Below are 19,314 nucleotides of genomic sequence, written 5' to 3'. Positions count from 1 at the left end.
CATTGCCTCCGTACAACCGAATCTCCTCCGAGATCTACAAGCCCTATCCTGGTCGCATGGATTCCATGCTCGCAGCGTCGCTTCCCTCCCCCGGCTCCCTCACTCTGGTTCGCCGCCCACTGCCACTCCTGGGGCCGCGCGACGTCCTCCTAAGAGTGGAAGCCACGACCCTGTGCGGCACGGACTTGCGTATCGTCACCGGACAAAAGACGCACGGCGTCGCCCCCGGCGCGATCCTCGGCCACGAGATCGCCGCGCGCGTGTGGAAGCTCGGCGTGGACCTTCGCCCAGGAATCGACGCGCCCGCACCGGGAACCCAGGTGGGCCTCGCCCCGGAAATCGCCTGCGGCCATTGCGCGCCCTGCACGGCCGGACGTTCAAACGTCTGCGCGAACATGGCGCTCTTTGGAACCGGAGTGGACGGAGGACTCGCCGACGTTGTCCGCGTACCCGAACGGGCGCTGGCATGCATCACCCCCAGCGCCCGCGAGATTGCGCCACCACTCCTGGCCCTGGCCGAACCCCTCTCATGCTGCCTGCGTGCCCGAACTCGCCTCCCCATCACCTCAACCTCGCGCGTCCTTATCCTGGGCACAGGCCCCATCGGCCTCATCCACTGCGCGCTCGCTGCCGCCGCGGGCGCGTCCGTCATGGCGTGCGGGCGACCCGCGCGTTTGGATCCCGCGCTCGCCCTCGGCGCGAGTACCGTGACCGCCTCACAGGGCGATGAACTCGTCGCGACGGTCCGCGAGTGGAGCGGTGGAGCTGGCGCGGACGTCGTCATCATCGCAGTGGGCGATCCCAGCCTCGTCCCCATCGCCGCCCAGTGCACCGCCATTGGCGGCTATATCTCCTGCTTCGCGGGCTTCCCCGCAGGAACGCTCGCCCAGATCGACCCGAACCTCATCCACTACCGAGAGCTCACCATCTCGGGTAGCGCGAACGCCACCCTGGAGGACTACGCGGCCGCCGTCGCCACCCTCTCAACGGGCGCGCTCGACCTGTCCCCACTCATCACCCACGAGTTCCCCCTCACCCAGGTGGATGCCGCGCTCGACGCCGTACGCTCGCGCGCCGGCCTCAAGGTCGCTGTGCGCCCCGGACGCGGCAAGCCGACCGAGTGCTAGTCAAGCAGCCCCCGCAGGTCCGCGGCGCTGAGTGACGCACTGGCACCCGTCCCATTCATCACCGAGGAAATGAGCCGACGCTTACGATCCTGCAACTCCACAACCTTCGCCTCGATCGTGTCAGCGGCAACCAGACGATAGACATTCACCTTCTTCGTCTGACCAATGCGGTGCGCGCGGTCGATCGCCTGCTCCTCAGCAGCCGGATTCCACCACGGATCCATGACGAAGACATAATCCGCCTCCGTCAGGGTCAGGCCCGACCCACCCGCCTTGAGAGAAATGAGGAACACCGGTGCCTCACCCGAACGGAAACGCTCGATAACCTCCGCCCGGTTGCGGGTCGAGCCATCCAACTGCACAACCGACACGCCACGCCGCTCCAGCACGTGCCGAATACGCGCCAGGAACGACGTGAACTGGCTGAAAATCAGCGCACGGTGGCCCAGCGGCACGATCTCGTCGAGGCGGTCCGCCACGTACTCCACCTTCGCCGACCCCACATGCACATAGGACTCCTCCACCAGGGCCGGGTCGAGCGCGAGCTGACGCAGCCTCGTGATCGATGCCAGAACGCTCATGCGATTCGCGTCCGGATCCACCAGCAAATCGAGGATGCGCGCGCGCTCGCGGGCCAGATACTGGTCGTAGATGTGGCGATGTTCCTTGCCCAGCTCGACGCGCACGACGTCGACGATCTTGTCGGGCAGGTCGGTGGCCACCTGTTCCTTCGTGCGCCGCAGGATAAAGGGCGCAACGTAGGAGGTCAGGCGCGCGAGCATGTCGGGATCCCCACCCTCGATGGGTCTGCGCACCTTCTGGGTAAAGGCCTCCCACGGGGGCAGCAGCCCCGGGCATGTCAAGGACAGAAGAGACCACAGGTCGCCCAGGGAATTCTCGATGGGGGTGCCACTCACTGCCAGACGCCAGGGGGCATCCATGTCGCGCAGTGCGCGGTATATTGCCGTGCGAGGATTTTTGACCGCCTGCGCCTCGTCGATAACGACGCCGGACAGGGCGACCTCGCGCCACTGCTCGGCTTCGAGGCGCACCAACGTATAGGAGGTAACGACGATGTCGCAGGCCTCGGCCTCCTCGCGGATCGTCGTTCCCCGGCGCGCGGCAGTCTCAGCGACGCAACGCACGCGCAGGCCGGGCGTGAACGTCGCGGCCTGCTCCGCCCACACACCCACGACCGAGGTAGGAGCGACCACGAGGACCGGGCCGCGCCCCACCTCCGCCGCGCGCAGGGACGCGATCGCCGACAGGATCTGCACGGTCTTGCCCAGGCCCATGTCGTCGGCCAGGACCCCACCCAGTCCGGCGGATAGACGCGAGGTCAGCCAGGCGTGCCCGTGCCGCTGATAGGGGCGTAGAAGCGAGGCCAGGGCGGGGATGGGGGCCAGCCCATTGTCCGAGTGCTCGCCACGCAGCGCGGCGATACGCGTGCGCCACGACGCCGAGAGCGACACTGAGTCGGCCTGCTTCTCGAAGATCTCGTAGAGGCCCACCTGCACGGGAGTGAGGCGCAGGCCCTCGCCCTCCCACCCCGCAAGAGACCGAGCCTCGTCCAGCAGAGTAGCCAACGCGCGGATGCGCGGGCCGTCCAGACGCACCCACACACCGTGGGCCTCAACATAGTCGTCACCGCGTGCGATCGCCTCCAACGCCTCACGTACGCTCAGCAGATGGTCGCCAACGCGCACGCGCACGTTCAGATCGAACCAATCCGACTCCGTGCTCTCGACGGACACGTCCACATCCATCCCGTCTTGCGACACCTCGATGGCGCGCACATCCTGCGCGACGTCCCACACGAGGCCGTCCACGCTCTCGCGATCAACGACGGTTGAGAGAAACTCCGGCACGCGCCACGGGTCGATGCGCCCCAAACCCGGCAACGGCGTCCACAGGTCTGCTCCCACCGAGATTCCCCACCTGTTGACGCGATCCGCGAGGGTGGCCACAGCCTCGTCCCCCATGCTGTGGGCGAGCGGGGCACGCGAGCGCGAGCGCCCCTCCTCGTACTCCGCCCACCAGCGCACGACGACGGAGTTCTCGTCGCAACGCAGCGTGCCCACAACCGTGACCTGCGGTGTCGCATCGGCGTCGAAGCTCCCATCTGAAGAACTCATGACGAAACGCCGACGCAGCGCCGTCAGCCACGTCCCTCGGAATTCCGCCACATCTGCGGCTGGAACAACCAGCAGTCGATCCAGCGGGAACCCTTCCAACGCCTTCAAGCCTTCGATGCGCGCCGCGCGCATCCCCCCGTCAAGCAACAGCAACCCCGTGTCGCGGTCAATACGCGGGTGTGCGACGACCTGATCACCGTTGCGAGCGACAACCCGCATCTCAAGGCCCTCCTCGGAGGTCCTCACGTCAATATCCGCATCCCACGTCGCATGCGACAGCACAAAAGGTTCACGCCCGTCCACCGACGCAAAAAGCTCCACCCCCGCGCGCACCAGGCGCGCGAGCCACGCGTACGCATGCTCGCCGAGCGAACTGAGCGTCACCTCGGTGCGCGCATGCCACGAACGCGACTCACGCGAGAGCCGATACCCCTCACGCAGCAGCGACACGTGAGTCGGATCCAAACCATCCGTCACCGACTCCCACTGCGTCGCCGTCAGGTCCAGCCACGACGCCCGTTTCGCACTCCACGCCGACGAGGCACCCCTGCGCAGCGGGATCAACGACACCGCCACGCTCGGATCGTGCGCATCGATAACGAGTGCCAGCGGATCCCCGCCGCGCTCACGAGATATGCCCAGCACCTGCTCGAGGACGCGACTCCACTCGGGCACGGCCCCCCTGCTCTCGAGCGCCTCGGCGCGCGCAGCGATCAGCACCGCCACGGCGTGCGGACAATCCGAACGCAAGGAACAGGCGCATGCGAGTGATGGGCGAAGCGCACCGTGGGCGATCCGTACACGATATGTCAGTCCCTTGTCTTTGACACGGGCCTCAAGATGGTCCTCGGATTGGTCCCAGAGCAGCTCTTTCACCGCTCCATTGCGTTCCAAACGCAGGCCGTTTGCCCAGGTGGCGGGGCCGACGAGGGCCATGATGTCATCGTCCGACATCGATGCGAGGATATCGCTGAACTCGTGGGTCACCATCCTTTCAGTCTACGGCACGGCCGCTGGACTCGTCACCGTCAGTTGTCAAGGCCCTCTGCCATCCACTCACCCCCACTCCACACGAGAAGCGCTACCTGTCCATCTTCGAGCGTGGCCCGCATGTAGGCGCGGGCGCGCTCCCCCGACCACCAGCACCCGCCCACGGGCCAGGGGCCAGCGATAGCGCGGATTCTGCAACGCTGACCGGCACACAGCTGGGGCGAGTACTGCGAGCGCTCCCAAGACTCACCCGAGGGAAGAAGCCGACCCGGTAACCCCTCCCCGCCGTTCTTGGTGAGGAGGTAGGCGGGGGTCGCTGTCAATGATCCGCGTTGGTCGACGCGCACGTCGCCACCAGCTCCCGGCTCTGCGACCAGGAGCACGGGGATGGGAGTGTCGAAGAGGGTGGACGGCGGCTCGGCGACGGCCCCCTCCCAGGCACCCACGCGAGAGCGCAGCGGCTCCTGGTTGCCCCAGGGTGCCATGACGATGCGGCTGCGCGGATCATACCCGCCCTGCACGCGCGGGACCAGCAGCGCGTCCGGCCCCGCCAGCCCCTGGATCCGCACGGCGCTGCGCGACACATCTGACTTCCTGTTGCTGCGCCCCCACAGGGCCGAGGGGCCGCTTCCAGGGCACGGGTCGCAGGCCGTGAGGCGAATCGAGCGGGCCTCGCCGGAGGGTCCCTGGTCGCACGCCATCCACCCTGTGAGAGTCCACCGCACGCGCAGGGCGATGTCGGCGGGCACCGACAGGTCGCACCCGCTCCACGTGCGGCTGCGCGAGCCGCCCCCGCCGTCCTCCACGTCGATACGAAGCGTGTGCGACACCAGAGCGGCACCATACAGTCGGCCAGCGAGCTCCTCGGCTGCGCGGATAATGGGGACCGTCATGGTCTGGACGCTTTCTCCCCCACCGTCGATGTCGTACTCGACCGTAATATCCGCCTGCGCGCGCTCGCTGGACAACACGGCGGCATCGCCTCCCGAGGCCAGGATCCACAGCCGTTCACCGACGTCGCCGAAGCGTTCGAGGACGGGGCCTCGTCCGAGCTGCAGCAGATCCGCGCAGCTGGTGATGCCCAGGCTCGCCAGGAGGTCGACGGTGGCAGAAGTCCGATCTCGCATCGACGGCGGCACGCATCCCAGAGCGCGGGACAGACCGATCCCTGACAGGAAGAATCGCGTGTCCTCGGCGGGCACAATTCGCCCCGCCCTGGCGGCCTCCACCGAGGCCAGCGGCCCGTCAGCAATACCGACAAAGCATTCGACACCCACAGCCTCTTCAATCGCATCAACGAGTAGGGAAGCTGCCTGTTCCTCGCCACCCGCCCAGCGCGCGGGGCCGCGCGCCCGACACCTGGCTAACCCCGGGCGCAGGCACTCGACACCGGCAGCGACCGTGTCGAAGGCATCGATGACACCGTTGAAAGCGCGGGCCTCACGGTCCGGATCACGCGGTAAGCAGATCAGCTCCGGGCACAGGTAGGTCGCCTCGCGCACACTCATACCTGCCCGCACACCGCAGCGCCGGGCGGATGCACTGGCAACCTCGATGCGCTTAGCATGAACAACCGCGCCGACACCACCCGGGGGCAGGTCGACCACGAGGCAGTTGACAGGCCAGTCAGGAATCCACAAGACCATGTAGCGCACCTAGACCACCAGCCGCATACTCCCCGCTCCTGCTGCGTCGCGCGAGAGTCCCGGCCACATGCGCAGTGTCACGAGGGTGCGCCCCAGAGAGCGGGCACGCGCCGCCAGGGTTCGTTGCTCGGTACGGGAGAGCTGGGGAAGATCCAGGCACACGACGTCGCACCCCTCCAGAAGTAGCGCGCACAGCTGCCCCGCGTTCGCCTCCTCATCAGGATTCAGGACCAGCACGCGCTCTAAGTCCATCCCCTGGCGCTGCGCCCACTCCCATCCGATATGGCGCACGCCATATACGCCAACCCATCCCTCAGAGGGGCAGACATCAATGAGGAGCCGAATCAACTGCCTCCTCTTCTGCGGACCCAGGAGCACCGGAACGAACCCACCCATCGAATACCTCTCCTCGACGTCGAGTCGACCACGCAGACCGACCGAATTTTCGGCGCGACTCAAGGCCTCGCGGGCCTTACGCAGGCGCACGCGCGCGTTGGACACCTCTCCTCCTTCCCCAACACATATAGAACATCTGTTCGATACGGGAAGTGTAGAACCCCGCTCACACACCTGCGTCCCGAGCGCACGTTCCCCATCTCATACGCAACAATGGAGAGGAGAGAAAAGGAGCACACATGAACATCGATACTCGCCCCCCAGCACCCGCCCCCTTCGAGGGAATCGATCTGCCCAGCTTCACCCTAACCTCGTCCACCCTTACCGACGGCACACCGATGCCGGAGGCGGCCACCGCGCGCGGAGGCTCGCTCTCCCCCGACCTGGCGTGGGAGGGGTTCCCGGAGGGCACGGCAAGCTTCATGCTGACCTGCTTCGACCCAGACGCCCCGATCCCCTCGGGCTGGTGGCATTGGGCGATCCTGGATATCCCCGCATCGATGACGCACCTGGACGAGGGTGCCGGCGCATCCGACCTAACCCTCGACGGTCCCGCATTCCACCTGCGCGGTGATGCGGGCGAGGCCTCCTATTTCGGTGCCGCGCCGCCCGCCGGTGACCGCCCACACCGCTACATTTTCACGGTGCACGCCCTCGACGTGGACACCCTGGGCCTCAATGACGACGCGACCCCCGCCATGGCCTCGTTCGCGGCGCTCGAGCACACGATTGCGCGCGCCACCCTGACCGTCACACACCAGGCCTGAGGACATGCTGCACATCATTTTCTGGGAGCCGGAGATCCCCGGTAACACGGGTGCGGCAATCCGCCTGTCGGCCTGCACGGGGTCCATGCTGCACCTCGTGAAGCCGCTGGGCTTCGACATGGACGATGCGAAGCTGCGCCGTGCGGGGCTGGATTACCACGACCTCGCGCACGTCATGGTGCATGAATCCCTGGACGACGCGCTCGCGCAGGTTCCGGGACGCGTGTGGGCGTTGACGGGGCATGCGAGCGCCATGTATTCGGACGTGTCCTACGCGGATGGCGACGGCCTGCTATTTGGGCGCGAATCGGTGGGCCTGTCCGAGGAGGCGATGAGCCACCCGCGCGTAGAGAAACGCATTCGCATCCACATGCGCGAGGGCGTGCGTTCACTCAACTTGGCCAATTCAGCATCGATCGTCCTGTACGAGGCGTGGCGTCAGCTGGGCTTCCCGGGCGGCGTCTAGCCGCTGGCAGACAAGAAACCGCAGACAGGAACGAGGCCCGGGTCGGATTACTCCGCCGGGCCTCGTGACGCGCGATCACCTCAGGGACGAGACTGTGGTCAGTGCCCCTTCCACGGCGAACTCGAGCGCTCGACCTGTTCGGCGAGCGACACGATCCTGCGCGGATTCGAACGCCACATCCACACGACCCCAATAAGGGAGACGAGTAACGGCAGATAGTAGAAGTCCGCGCCCATGCCGGTCCACGCCGAGCGCGCAACGTTGAGTTCGTCCAAGCCGAGGGAAGCAACCCACAGGATGATCGGCACGGCGATCGACAGACCGATGCTCACCCAGCCGACCTGTCGCATGCGCTTACCATTGTGAGTCAGGGCCGTCGCGGCGACGAGGTAGTCGACGCCAGCCAGGAGTGCAACGATCTGCGGACCCCAAGGCTTGCCCTGCCCATGGAAGAGATCGACGATAGCCGTTACAAAAATCCAGGCCCCCAGGAGCCAAAACAACGCAATGATAATGCGCCCAAGCCCCAGGGAGGGAGGGCGCTTATCGCGAGCGTCGCCAACATCAGGAGTCGCGTCTTGTTCATGCACGCTTTGATCCTACCGACAGGTCCGTTGTGTCGCACCGCGTTCCGCATGACAACGCGAGGAATGCGATGCGTGTGGCCCGATGCACCAAGCCGCTCCACCGACCTGTGGGACAGCGTCACACAAACGTGGGACAATGGGCCTATATGGACCGTGAGGCCCGTCATGAAAACAACCATCTGAGCGTTAAGCTCATCAACGAGGAGTTATCTACCTTGAGCGAATCGACCTACGACATCGTCATTCTGGGGGCGGGTTCCGGCGGCTATGCGACTGCCCTGCGCGCAGCACAGCTCGGCATGACAGTCGCCCTTATCGACGGCGATAAGGTGGGCGGCACCTGTCTGCACCGCGGTTGCATCCCGACGAAGGCGTACCTGCATGCCGCCGAGACGGCCGAGGCCGTGCGCGAGTCCGCGAAGTTCGGCGTCAACTCCACCTTCAACGGTATCGACATGGCCCAGGTCGGCAAGTACCGTGACTCGGTCATTGCTGGCCTCTACAAGGGCCTGCAGGGGCTTCTCAAGTCCCGCAAGGTCGAGCTTATCTCCGGCTGGGGTCGCCTCGCTGACGCCAACACCGTCGAGGTGGGCGGCCAGCGCATCACCGGCCGCAACATTGTGCTGGCCACCGGCTCCTACTCGCGTTCGATCCCCGGCCTCGAGATCGGTGGCCGCGTGATCTCCTCCGATCAGGCGCTCCAGATGGACTGGGTTCCCTCCTCTGTCGTGATCCTCGGCGGCGGCGTCATCGGCCTCGAGTTCGCCTCCGTGTGGCGCAGCTTCGGTGCCGAGGTCACGATCATCGAAGCCCTGCCCCACCTCGCCAACAACGAGGACGAGGCCATCTCCAAGCAGCTCGAGCGCGCCTACCGCAAGCGCGGCATCAAGTTCCACACGAACACCCGTTTTGCCTCCGCGACACAGTCCGAGCAGGGCGTACACGTGACCACCGAGGACGGCAAGGCGTTCGACGCCGACGTTCTCCTGGTCGCCGTTGGCCGCGGCCCCGTCACCGAAGGCCTGGGCTACGAGCAGGTCGGCATCACGTTGGATCGCGGCTTTGTCATCACGAATGATCGTCTGCACACCGGCGTGGGCAACATCTACGCGGTTGGCGACATCGTCCCCGGCCTCCAGCTGGCCCACCGTGGCTTCATGCAGGGCATCTTCGTCGCCGAAGAGATCGCCGGCCTGAACCCGACGATGCAGGCCGACATCGACATCCCGCGCGTGACCTTCTGCGAACCTGAAATTGCCTCGGTCGGCATGACGGAGAAGCAGGCCCGCGAGAAGTACGGCGATCAGGTGCGCACGGTCGAGTACAACCTCGCCGGCAATGGAAAGTCGTCTATCCTGGCAACGTCGGGTCTCATCAAGCTGGTCTCGGTTGAGGGCGGTCCGATCGTGGGCTTCCACGGTATCGGCGCGCGCATCGGGGAGCAGATTGGTGAGGGCGAACTCATGGTGAACTGGGAGGCGTACCCCTCGGACGTCGCGTCCCTGATCCACGCGCACCCGAGCCAGAACGAGTCGCTCGGCGAGGCAGCTATGGCGCTGGCCGGCAAGCCCCTTCACGTCCACAACTGATACAGCTTTTATTAGGAGAACACACATGGCAACGTCAGTGACTATGCCCGCTCTGGGCGAGTCCGTCACCGAGGGCACCGTTACGACGTGGCTCAAGCAGGTCGGCGATACCGTCGAACTCGACGAGCCCATCGTTGAGGTGTCCACCGACAAGGTTGACTCCGAGGTTCCTTCCCCCGTCGCCGGCGTCCTCCTCGAGATCCTGGTTCCCGAGGATGAGACCGTCGAGGTCGGCACCGAGATCGCGCGCATTGGCGACGCGTCCGAGGCCTCGGCCCCCGCTGCTGCTCCTGCCGCCGCCCCGGCAGCTCCCGCTCCGGCGGCTCCCGTGGCAGCTGCTCCGGCTACTCCTGCCGCCGCGCCCGCTCAGGGCACCGAGGTACGCATGCCCGCCCTGGGCGAGTCCGTCACCGAGGGCACCGTCACCACGTGGCTGAAGGCCGTGGGCGACGCCATCGATGCCGACGAGCCACTGCTTGAGGTCTCCACCGACAAGGTTGACTCCGAGGTCCCTGCTCCCGTCGCAGGTTTCCTCGCGGAGATCCGCGTGCCCGAGGACGAGACCGTCGAGGTCGGCACGGTCGTCGCGATCATCTCCGAGACTGCTCCATCAGCGGCCCCTGCAGCCCCTGCCGTTGCCGCCGCGCCTGTCGCTCCGGCTGCTCCTGCCGCCCCGGCCGCTCCGGCTGCTCCGGCTGCGCCTGCCGCCCCGGCTGCTCCTGTTGCTCCCGTCGATCCGTTCCCGAACGCGTCGACTCTGGCTGCCGCCGCAACTGGCGCTCCCGTCGTTGCGACGCCGGCCACCGCAACCGGCAGCGTCTACGTGACACCGATCGTGCGTAAGCTTGCCCGCGACCTCGGCGTTGACCTGGCCACTGTGTCGGGCACCGGCGTCGGTGGCCGCGTGCGCCGCGAGGATGTTGAGGCCGCCGCCGCAGCCGCTCGTGCCGCTGCTGCCACGCCTGTTCCGGCTCCGGCTCCCGCCGCAAAGGTCGAAGTTGTCCGCGAGCCCTCGCCGCTGCGTGGCACGACCGAGAAGATGTCGCGTCTGCGTCAGACGATCGCCCGCCGCATGGTGGAGTCGCTGCAGACCGCCGCCCAGCTGACCACTGTCATTGAGGTCGACGTCACCAAGGTTGCTGCGCTTCGCGCTCGCTCGAAGGACGCGTTCCTGGCCAAGCACGGCACGAAGCTCACCTTCCTGCCCTTCTTTGTGAAGGCCGCGACGGAGGCTCTGGCCTACCACCCGAAGATCAACGCGACCATCAACGACAAGGAGGTCACGTACTTCGATTACGAGCACGTGGGCATCGCTGTTGACACGCCGCGTGGCCTGCTCGTGCCCGTCATCAAGAATGCGGGCGAGAAGGACATCCCGGGTATCGCAGCGTCTATCAATGACCTGGCGGCGCGCACGCGCGACTCCAAGATCGGTCCCGACGAGCTGTCTGGCTCTACCTTCACGGTCACGAACACCGGTTCCGGCGGTGCCCTTTTCGACACGCCCGTCCTGAACATGCCCGAGACCGCGATCATGGGTGTCGGCACGATCGTCAAGCGTCCCGTCGTGATGAAGGGTATCGACGGCGCAGACGTCATCGCGATCCGCTCGATGGTCTACCTGTCGCTGTCCTACGATCACCGCTTGGTTGACGGCGCAGATGCTTCTCGCTTCCTCATGGATGTGAAGAAGCGCCTCGAAGCCGGCGAGTTTGAGGCCGACCTGGCTCTCTAATCCGCCTGTCAATGTGCTGATGGGGTGGGTCCGCGGACCCACCCCATCAGCACATGCACCACAATGCGTCTACTTGCCCGACTGCGTGGCATCCTCAGTCGACGCGTGTGTGAGCGTCGCGGAGACGACCTTGCCCGAGATCGGATCAACACGCACGTCCAGGTAGGTGGAATACGGCGCACCATACAGGTTGCAGCCACTGGCCGTGCACGTTTCGGCTTCCGATACGAGCAGGGTCACGCGCGCGTCCACGGCATCGGGTTCGCATGAGACGATGGCGACGTTCTGGACGCTTGACGACAGGGCGCGCACCTGCACGCCGCCTGCGCGCATATCCTCGATGCGCTGAGCGTCTTCCGTGAGCAGTTCACCGCCGAGTACGGCATCGAGCGTTGACGTATCCCCGTCTTTCATCGCCTGGTCGCGCGCCTGGATCGCTGAATTGATGAGGTCGGCGGCAGCCGTGGGATCGCAGAGTCCGACTGGCGTGTCTTCGGTCGGCGTCGTGGCAGGTGGCACCTGCGAAGGCTGCGACATTCGCGCGGATGTCCAAGCCCCGTACACGGCAACCGTCGCTCCCAAGGCAACAATGACGGAGCACGTGACGATCAACGCGGCCAATCCTTTACGGTGAGGAGACCGAGAGCTGTCCGAGGATGCAGCGCCGCGCCGCATGTGCGACGCGCGCACCTCGTCCTCGGTGAGTGTGTCCTCACGCAGGGCTGCCGCTCGTAGGTCGGCAATCACTCGTTCAGGGTCGATGGGTTCGCGCGCAATCACGTGCTCTACCGGGTCGCAGACAAGCGGCGTTGCTCCCGATCCGACGGTCGCAGCCAGCTCGTCGAAGCCCAACTCAGCCAGGACCTCGTCCATCTGAAGGAGCGACGCGATGCGGCGCAGGCACTGCCGATCCCCCTCCATACCCGACGTCTCGAGGCTCCACCCGGGAGTTCCCGCTCCAGGCCCGATCTCATCGATTATGTCGATAATGACCGCTCGTCCTTGTGGCGTCACGATGATGTTCGCGGGCGTCAGGTCTCCATGCACGATACCCGCGCCGTGCAGGGCGCTCATGCCGGCGGCGATCCCTTCGACAATCTGACGTCGCGTAGCCTTCGGACGTAGGTCGGCTGATCCGATCTCAACATCGAGTGGACGTCCGGGAACGAAGTCCTGAACGATGGCCCACCGCCCATCATCTGAGCGCACGACGTCACGCAGGGCAACGACGTGCCGGGAGGAAACAGACGTCCACGCCTTCCACCGGTCGAGCAAACGCTCCCCATCGTCGGAGGAGCGCAGGGCAAGAAGCGCTTCACCGTCACTCGAACGCGTCCTCCACAGGGGGCCGCGCGCGCCGACGTGGAACACCTGACCGATCTCGTATCCGCCTATATTCATGGTGATATTGTCTAAATTCGCAGAATGTGATGCAACTCATCTCACATAGTGCCAGGTCGGACGCGTGGACTTTCTCAGGGTGTATGCACGTAGAATGGAGATGCTATGAGTGAAAAGAATCCCCCCGCGAAGAGGCGCTTCTATCAGAACATCCTCGACGCATACCGACTGACCGCACGCACATATCCGGCACTCCCGTGGATGCTCCTGGGAACCGCCGCACTCGTCATCGCCGCGTTCATGCTGTTGGCGTTCCTGACGAACACCTCCTGGATTGGCTGGCTCATTGTCGGCATCATGGGGTCCATCACCGCGGCACTTGCCCTTCTCAGCTTCCTGGCACGCCGCGCGCTGTACGCACAGGTCGAGGAAACCACCGGTGCCATCAAGGTTGCACTCTCGCAGATTCAGCGCGGCTGGATTATCCCCGAGCAGCCCGTCGCTTTCACGCGCGAACAGGATCTTGTGTGGCGCATCGTCGGTCGCCCCGGCGTCGTTCTCATCTCTGAGGGTCCGGCCTCTCGTGTGCGCCCACTGCTGTCCGCAGAGTCCAAGCGCATCACCAAGATCATGCGTAACGTTCCCGTCCACCAGATCCAGGTTGGCCGCGACGAGGGGCAGATTCCCCTCAAGGACCTGCAGAGCGCGCTGCGTAAGCTAAAGAATGTCCTCACGGCCGAGGAGGTCCCCCAGGTGTCAGCGCGCATCAATGCACTACGTTCGGGCGAGCCGCCGATCCCTAAGGGCATCGATCCGCTGAGGGTCCGCGGCACGTCGAGGCGCGGACTGCGCGGCAACTGAGTCACACAGTCAAGTGGGCGAGCACTATGTGCTCGCCCACTTTTGCATCCAGGATGTGAGACTCGATGGACATGCATAGTATGCGTCTGTTTGCATAAACAGTATCACTGACCGCCAGCAATACAGATACCAAGGAACATAACCATGCACACAACGAAGATTCTCGCAGCCCTAACCATGGCGACGATGGTGGTCACTCTCACCGCCTGCGCCGACCCGATGACAAACTCGACAAGTGGCGCGCAGAGCAACGCCGCTGCCTCGTCGAACACCACGGCCTACGATGTCTCCCAGATCCCCACCGACGCCGACATCGCCGCGCTGGTTCCGGAGGATGTCAAGAAACGGGGAACACTGCGCAACGGCGCTTCGACGGGTTACGCTCCGGCCGAGTACATGGCCACCGACGGACAAACCCCCGTCGGCTACGACATCGACATCAACAAGGCACTGGCCAAGGTGATGGGCCTCAAGGAGGGCAGCACGCATCACGCCGAATTCCCCACGATTATCCCCGCCCTTGGCACGAAGTTCGATGTCGGCCTCTCCTCCTTCACGATCACCTCGGAGCGAGAGCAACAGGTCAACATGGTCTCCTATCTGAATGTGGGATCCGCATGGGGCGTCGCGACCGGCAACCCGAAGAACTTCGACACCTCCAACCCCTGCGGCACGACCGTCGCCGTTCAAACAGGCACCGCACAGGAAACCTATGCGGAAGAGCTGTCGAAGCAGTGCGAAGCTGACGGAAAGGGGAAGATCACCGTTATGCCACACGAGCTGCAAACCGATATCGCCACGAAGATCATCAGCGGCCAGTACGACGCCACCCTGGCCGATTCGACCGTGATTGGCTACACCGCTGCAGGTTCAGATGGCAAGATCGAACAACTCGGAGAGACGTTTGAATCCGCCCCCCAGGGGATCGCCATCAACAAGGATGACGCAGAGCTGACCGAGGCAGTCCAGAAGGCTATGCAGTACCTCATGGATAATGGCTACCTGAAGGATATCCTGGCTCACTACGGCGCAGACAGCGCGACACTTACCACCGCCCAGCTCAATCCATCGGTCGGCTGACGACGTGACACTCAACGCATAATATGCATTGTTATGCATATAGGTGCATAATGATAGCAACAGCGGGGCAGACGGCCCCCATCCCATCGGAAGGCACATCATGACCATCACGAAGGCACACGCTCTCATCGCACTCGCAGCCGCAGCAGTACTGCCCCTGGCCGCCTGCGCGGACCCGACCTCGTCCTCCAATGGATCGAACGCCGGCACGAGCGCGGCCGGCACGAGCGCGGCCACGACCTCGTACGACGTCTCCCAAATCCCCACGGACGAAGAGATCGCCGCCCTGGTCCCCGCTGAGGTCAAGGCACGAGGCATCCTGCGCAATGGTGCCTCGGCCGACTACGCGCCGGCAGAGTTCCTGGCCGACGATCTGCAGACCGCGCAGGGCTACGACGTGGATATCAACAAGGCACTCGCTAAGGTGATGGGTCTGAACGACGGCACCACAAACCACGCGGAGTTCCCCACGATTATTCCCGCGCTGGGCACCAAGTTCGACGTGGGTATTTCCTCCTTTACGATCACTTCCGAGCGTGAAGCACAGACCAACATGATTTCCTACGTCGAGGTCGGCTCCGCCTTCGGTGTCGCCGCGGGCAACCCCAAGAACTTCGACCCGACTAACCCGTGCGGAACCACCATCGGCGTCCAGACCGGAACCGCGCAGGAAGACTACGCGACCGAACTGTCGGCACAGTGCGTGGCCGACGGTTTGGACAAGATCACGATCATGCCGCACGACCAGCAGACTGACATCACACCCAAGGTCACCGGAGGGCAGTACGACGCGACCTTCGCTGACTCCACGGTCATCGGCTACACCGTCACTCTCTCAGGCGGCCAGATGGAGCAGGTAGGCGAGGTCGTCGAGTCCGCTCCCCAGGGCATCGCCGTCAACAAGAACGACGCCCAGCTGACTGAGGCGGTCCAGAAGGCCATGCAGTACCTGATGGACAACGGCTATCTGAAGGACATCCTGGGCCACTACGGCGCGCAGGACGCCGCTCTGACGACGGCTGATCTCAACCCGGCTACCACCGAATGAGGTTTGTATGGACACCATGAAAGACGGCGTTGAACTCATTAACGCCAAACCCGTTCCCAAGCCGGGGAGGTGGGTCAGCGCGATCATCGTCGCGATCCTCGCGGCGATGGCCATCCACGGCCTGGTCACCAACAAGAACTACCAGTGGAACGTCGTGTTCCAGTGGTTGTTCTCCCAGTCCCTCATGCAGGGCGTGGCCTTCACGATCATCCTGACGGTTCTCGCAATGGTGATCGGCACGGTGCTGGCAATCACGATGGCGATCATGCGTCAGTCGGTCAACCCGGTGTTGCGCTGGGTGGCGATGGCCTACATCTGGTTCTTCCGGGGTACGCCTATCTACACGCAGCTGATCTTCTGGTCGCTGCTGCCCACGCTCTACCCGTCGCTGTCGTTTGGCGTTCCGTTCCTGGGTTCGATGTTCGGCTGGGAGGTCAGCTTCGATACGGCCACCTACTTCACGCCGTTCTGGATGGCGTTCCTGGGTCTGGGTCTGAATGAGGGCGCGTACCTGGCAGAGATCATGCGTGCCGGTCTGCTGAGTGTCTCGAAGGGCCAGTGGGAGGCGGCGACGGCCCTGGGCATGCCGCGGGCGACGATCTTCCGCAGGATTATCCTGCCACAGGCGATGCGCGTGATCGTCCCACCGATCGGCAACGAGACGATTTCGATGCTCAAGACCACGTCGCTTGTCTCAGCAATCCCCTTCACGCTGGAGCTGACGTTCATCGCGCGTCAGCGCGGCCAGGCGACGTTTGCCCCGGTGCCTCTCCTGATCGCCGCGGCCATCTGGTATCTGGTGATCACAAGTCTGCTCATGTGGATCCAGTCGATCATCGAGAAGCACTTCGCGAAGGGCTTCGAGCGGCGCGATAACACGGGCGGGCAAAGCGCCTCGGGCGACACGGCCTCGGATGAGGACAAAGAGATGAATGGCAAGCTCAAGTTTATGGATGTGACACCATGACGGGTACGGATCTGGAGACGGCGACCGGCACGACGCCCATGGTGGCGGTGCGCGGAGTCCATAAGTTTTTCGGTGATCTGCACGTGCTGCGCGGCATCGATCTGGATATTGCTGCCGGTGAGGTGTGCGTCATCCTGGGTCCCTCGGGTTCGGGTAAGTCCACCCTGCTGCGCTGTCTGAACATGCTGGAGGACATCAGTGCGGGCCGTGTGTACGTCGATGGTCACATGCTGGGCTACCGTGTGGACTCCAAGGGTGTCCTGCACGAGCGCCGTGACAGGGTGATTGCGGCGCAACGCTCCCACATTGGCATGGTGTTTCAGCGCTTCAATCTCTTCCCGCACATGACGGCTCTGGAGAACGTCATGGAGGCACCGGTTCAGGTGCTCAAGCGTTCGAAGAAGGAGGCCCGCGCACAGGCTCTTGAGCTGCTCGACCGGGTGGGGCTGGCGGATCGCGCGGACCACTACCCCGCTGAGCTCTCGGGTGGCCAGCAGCAGCGCGTCGCGATTGCTCGCGCGCTGGCCATGGATCCGGAGATCATGCTGTTCGATGAGCCGACGTCCGCGCTCGACCCCGAGCTGGTCGGCGAGGTTCTTCAGGTCATGAAGGATCTGGCGGCGTCGGGCATGACGATGGCCGTGGTCACTCACGAGATCGGGTTTGCCCGAGAGGTCGCCGATCAGGTGGTCTTTATGGACGGCGGCGTGATCGTCGAGGCGGGTGCTCCCGCCGACGTGATCGATAATCCGCAGGAGGATCGCACCAAGGAGTTCTTCTCCAAGGTTCTCTGAGTTATTCGACGAGGCCGGGGCTGGTTCATTCCAGTCCCGGCCTTTGTCGTGGGTGCCTTCGGGCACGGCGGGTGCGCCTGGGCTGAGGGGATCGCGCGCGGTTAGTGGGTATGCGACGGCTCGCGATGAGGTCAGGTGAGCGTCACCAGGTCGAGGTAGCTGTCGTCCCAGAGGTCCTCGTCGGCGTCGGGAAGGAGCAGGACGCGCTGCGGGTTGAGGGCGGTGACGGCACCGGGATCGTGGGTGACGAGGATGACGGCTCCTTCGTAGTCGCGCAGGGCGGCGAGGATTTCTTCACGTGAGGCGGGATCGAGGTTGTTGGTGGGTTCGTCGAGGAGCAGGACGTTGGCACCGGAGACGACGAGGGTGGCCAGGGCGAGTCGGGTCTTTTCTCCGCCTGATAGGACGGACACGGGCTTGTCGACGTCGTCGCCTTGGAAGAGGAACTGGCCGAGGATGTTGCGCACGTGTGTGTCGTCGAGGGTGGGTGCGGCCTCGGCCATGTTCTCGCGGATCGTCCGAGTGTCGTCGAGGGTTTCGTGTTCCTGGGCGTAGTAGCCGAGTTTGAGGCCGTGTCCGGGCACGACGCGCCCCGAGTCGGGTTTCTCGATGCCGGACAGGAGGCGCAGCAGCGTCGTCTTACCGGCACCATTCAGGCCAAGCACGACGACCTTGGAGCCGCGGTCGATGGCCAGGTCCACGCCGGTGAAGACTTCGAGGGATCCGTAGGACTTGGAGAGGCCTTCGGCGGTGAGGGGGACGCGCCCGGAGGGAGCGGGGTCGGGGAAGCGCAGGCGCGCGACCTTTTCTTGGACGATCTCCCCTCCCGCCTGGGCGAAGAGTTCTTCGGCGCGGCGCAGCATTTGCTGGGCGGCGACGGCTTTGGTGGCCTTGGCACGCATCTTTTCGCCCTGGGCCTTGAGGTGTTCGGCTTTCTTCAGGGCGTTGGCGCGTTCCTTGCGGCGGCGGCGCTCGTCTTCCTCGCGCTGCTTGAGGTAGGCGTCCCACCCCAGGTGATAGATGTCGACGTGAGCGCGGTTGGCATCCAGGTAAAAGACCTGGTTGACGGTGTCGCCCAGGAGCTTAACGTCGTGGGAGATGATCATGACGCCGCCGGGGAAGGTCTTGATCCAGTCGCGCAGCCACATGATCGAGTCGTGGTCGAGGTGGTTGGTCGGCTCATCGAGGAGGAGCACATCCGCGTTGGAGAAGAGCACGCGGGCGAGTTCGACGCGGCGGCGCTGACCGCCCGAGAGCGTGTCGAGCCTCTGGTCGAGGACGCGGTCTTCAAGGCCGAGGGAGTGCGCGATTTGCGCAGCCTCGGCGTTGGCGGCCCATCCACCGGAGTTGGTGAACTGCTGGTCGAGCTTGACGTAGCGTTCCATGGCCCGCTGCTGGCGAGCGCCCTCGGTCGTGGACATCTCGTGCTCGGCCTTGCGAATGCGCGCGATGATCGAGTCGATGCCGCGCACGGAGATGATGCGGTCGCGAGCCTTCATCTCCGGGTCACCAACCTGGGTGTCCTGCGCGAGGTAGCCGACGGTGCCGTTGGAGCTGATGGTGCCGGTGTACTCGGCCGCTCCCCCACGGTCGGCTTCTCCGGCGAGGAGACGCATCGTCGTGGTCTTGCCGGCACCGTTGCGTCCGACGAGGCCGATGCACATGCCTTTGTCGATCCGGAAGGATACGTGGTTGACGAGTTCGCGGGCACCGATTCGCAGAGAGAAGTCCTGGACGTTAATCACGCTCCAAGAGTAGAGGGAGGGGCGGTTGTGGGCGAATCAA

General features: G+C 64.8%; 16 protein-coding genes. 10 read left to right on the top strand and 6 right to left on the bottom strand.

The window, feature by feature from the left end; genetic code table 11:
- Window positions 1-65 precede the first annotated feature (65 nt).
- The gene (locus O3932_RS04695; RefSeq protein WP_371536669.1) at window positions 66-1,127 is read left to right on the top strand and encodes an alcohol dehydrogenase catalytic domain-containing protein; all 1,062 of its coding nucleotides are present in this window, start codon (window positions 66-68) and stop codon (window positions 1,125-1,127) included.
- Here the strand turns inward: O3932_RS04695 and O3932_RS04690 are convergent.
- The 3 genes from O3932_RS04690 to O3932_RS04680 are packed head-to-tail and all read right to left on the bottom strand — an operon-like array spanning window position 1,124 to window position 6,399.
- Window positions 1,124-4,252, bottom strand: coding sequence for an SNF2-related protein (locus O3932_RS04690; protein WP_371536601.1), 3,129 nt, complete (start codon window positions 4,250-4,252; stop codon window positions 1,124-1,126). The two genes, O3932_RS04695 and O3932_RS04690, sit on opposite strands and share 4 nt — an antisense overlap.
- A 38-nt stretch (window positions 4,253-4,290) precedes the next feature.
- Entirely contained in the window at window positions 4,291-5,898 is a 1,608-nt protein-coding gene (locus O3932_RS04685; RefSeq protein WP_371536598.1) for a DNA polymerase Y family protein, read from the bottom strand.
- Window positions 5,899-5,907: 9 nt separating this feature from the next.
- Window positions 5,908-6,399 (bottom strand): hypothetical protein, encoded by a 492-nt coding sequence (locus tag O3932_RS04680; RefSeq protein WP_009649061.1) that lies wholly within the window; start codon window positions 6,397-6,399, stop codon window positions 5,908-5,910.
- Between the two features lie 134 nt (window positions 6,400-6,533).
- Here O3932_RS04680 and O3932_RS04675 point away from each other — a divergent pair, with 134 nt between their 5' ends.
- A complete protein-coding gene (locus O3932_RS04675) occupies window positions 6,534-7,061 on the top strand; it encodes a YbhB/YbcL family Raf kinase inhibitor-like protein (protein WP_371536595.1) in 528 nt (175 codons plus the stop codon).
- Window positions 7,062-7,065: 4 nt separating this feature from the next.
- Window positions 7,066-7,527: a tRNA (cytidine(34)-2'-O)-methyltransferase gene (locus O3932_RS04670; RefSeq protein ID WP_009649011.1), complete on the top strand. Its 462-nt coding sequence runs from the start codon at window positions 7,066-7,068 to the stop codon at window positions 7,525-7,527.
- Window positions 7,528-7,625: 98 nt separating this feature from the next.
- Here the strand turns inward: O3932_RS04670 and O3932_RS04665 are convergent, their stop codons facing one another.
- Window positions 7,626-8,117, bottom strand: a complete 492-nt coding sequence (locus O3932_RS04665; protein ID WP_371536592.1) for a hypothetical protein — start codon at window positions 8,115-8,117, stop codon at window positions 7,626-7,628.
- A gap of 212 nt (window positions 8,118-8,329) precedes the next feature.
- Here O3932_RS04665 and lpdA point away from each other — a divergent pair, with 212 nt between their 5' ends.
- Both lpdA and sucB read left to right on the top strand, forming a co-directional pair.
- Window positions 8,330-9,703, top strand: coding sequence for a dihydrolipoyl dehydrogenase (gene lpdA / locus O3932_RS04660; protein WP_371536667.1), 1,374 nt, complete (start codon window positions 8,330-8,332; stop codon window positions 9,701-9,703).
- Window positions 9,704-9,728: 25 nt separating this feature from the next.
- The gene (gene sucB / locus O3932_RS04655; protein WP_371536589.1) at window positions 9,729-11,438 is read left to right on the top strand and encodes a 2-oxoglutarate dehydrogenase, E2 component, dihydrolipoamide succinyltransferase; all 1,710 of its coding nucleotides are present in this window, start codon (window positions 9,729-9,731) and stop codon (window positions 11,436-11,438) included.
- A gap of 69 nt (window positions 11,439-11,507) precedes the next feature.
- On the opposite strand, the gene O3932_RS04650 is transcribed toward sucB, so the two are convergent.
- Window positions 11,508-12,839 carry a protein kinase gene (locus O3932_RS04650; protein WP_371536586.1) on the bottom strand — a complete coding sequence of 444 codons (1,332 nt, stop codon included), beginning with the start codon at window positions 12,837-12,839 and terminating at the stop codon, window positions 11,508-11,510.
- A 105-nt stretch (window positions 12,840-12,944) separates the two neighbouring features.
- Here O3932_RS04650 and O3932_RS04645 point away from each other — a divergent pair, with 105 nt between their 5' ends.
- The 5 genes from O3932_RS04645 (at window position 12,945) to O3932_RS04625 (ending at window position 17,529) form a co-directional block, all read left to right on the top strand.
- On the top strand, window positions 12,945-13,640 hold the full coding sequence (locus O3932_RS04645) for a DUF4191 domain-containing protein (protein ID WP_371536583.1): 696 nt from the start codon (window positions 12,945-12,947) through the stop codon (window positions 13,638-13,640).
- A gap of 144 nt (window positions 13,641-13,784) precedes the next feature.
- Window positions 13,785-14,720, top strand: coding sequence for an ABC transporter substrate-binding protein (locus O3932_RS04640; RefSeq protein WP_371536580.1), 936 nt, complete (start codon window positions 13,785-13,787; stop codon window positions 14,718-14,720).
- Window positions 14,721-14,820: 100 nt separating this feature from the next.
- Window positions 14,821-15,768, top strand: coding sequence for an ABC transporter substrate-binding protein (locus O3932_RS04635; protein ID WP_296504425.1), 948 nt, complete (start codon window positions 14,821-14,823; stop codon window positions 15,766-15,768).
- 7 nt (window positions 15,769-15,775) lie between these two features.
- Entirely contained in the window at window positions 15,776-16,735 is a 960-nt protein-coding gene (locus tag O3932_RS04630) for an amino acid ABC transporter permease (RefSeq protein WP_371536577.1), read from the top strand.
- Window positions 16,732-17,529 carry an amino acid ABC transporter ATP-binding protein gene (locus O3932_RS04625; RefSeq protein WP_371536575.1) on the top strand — a complete coding sequence of 266 codons (798 nt, stop codon included), beginning with the start codon at window positions 16,732-16,734 and terminating at the stop codon, window positions 17,527-17,529. Before O3932_RS04630 ends, O3932_RS04625 begins: the two co-directional genes overlap by 4 nt.
- Window positions 17,530-17,660: 131 nt before the next feature.
- On the opposite strand, the gene O3932_RS04620 is transcribed toward O3932_RS04625, so the two are convergent.
- Window positions 17,661-19,274: an ABC-F family ATP-binding cassette domain-containing protein gene (locus tag O3932_RS04620; RefSeq protein ID WP_371536572.1), complete on the bottom strand. Its 1,614-nt coding sequence runs from the start codon at window positions 19,272-19,274 to the stop codon at window positions 17,661-17,663.
- Window positions 19,275-19,314: the final 40 nt, after the last annotated feature.

The sequence above is a fragment of the Pauljensenia sp. 20925_1_25 genome (assembly GCF_041433955.1).
Taxonomy (GTDB): Bacteria; Actinomycetota; Actinomycetes; order Actinomycetales; family Actinomycetaceae; genus Pauljensenia.
Note: the sequence above shows the minus strand (reverse complement) of the source record. Positions and strands in the feature narration are given on the sequence as shown.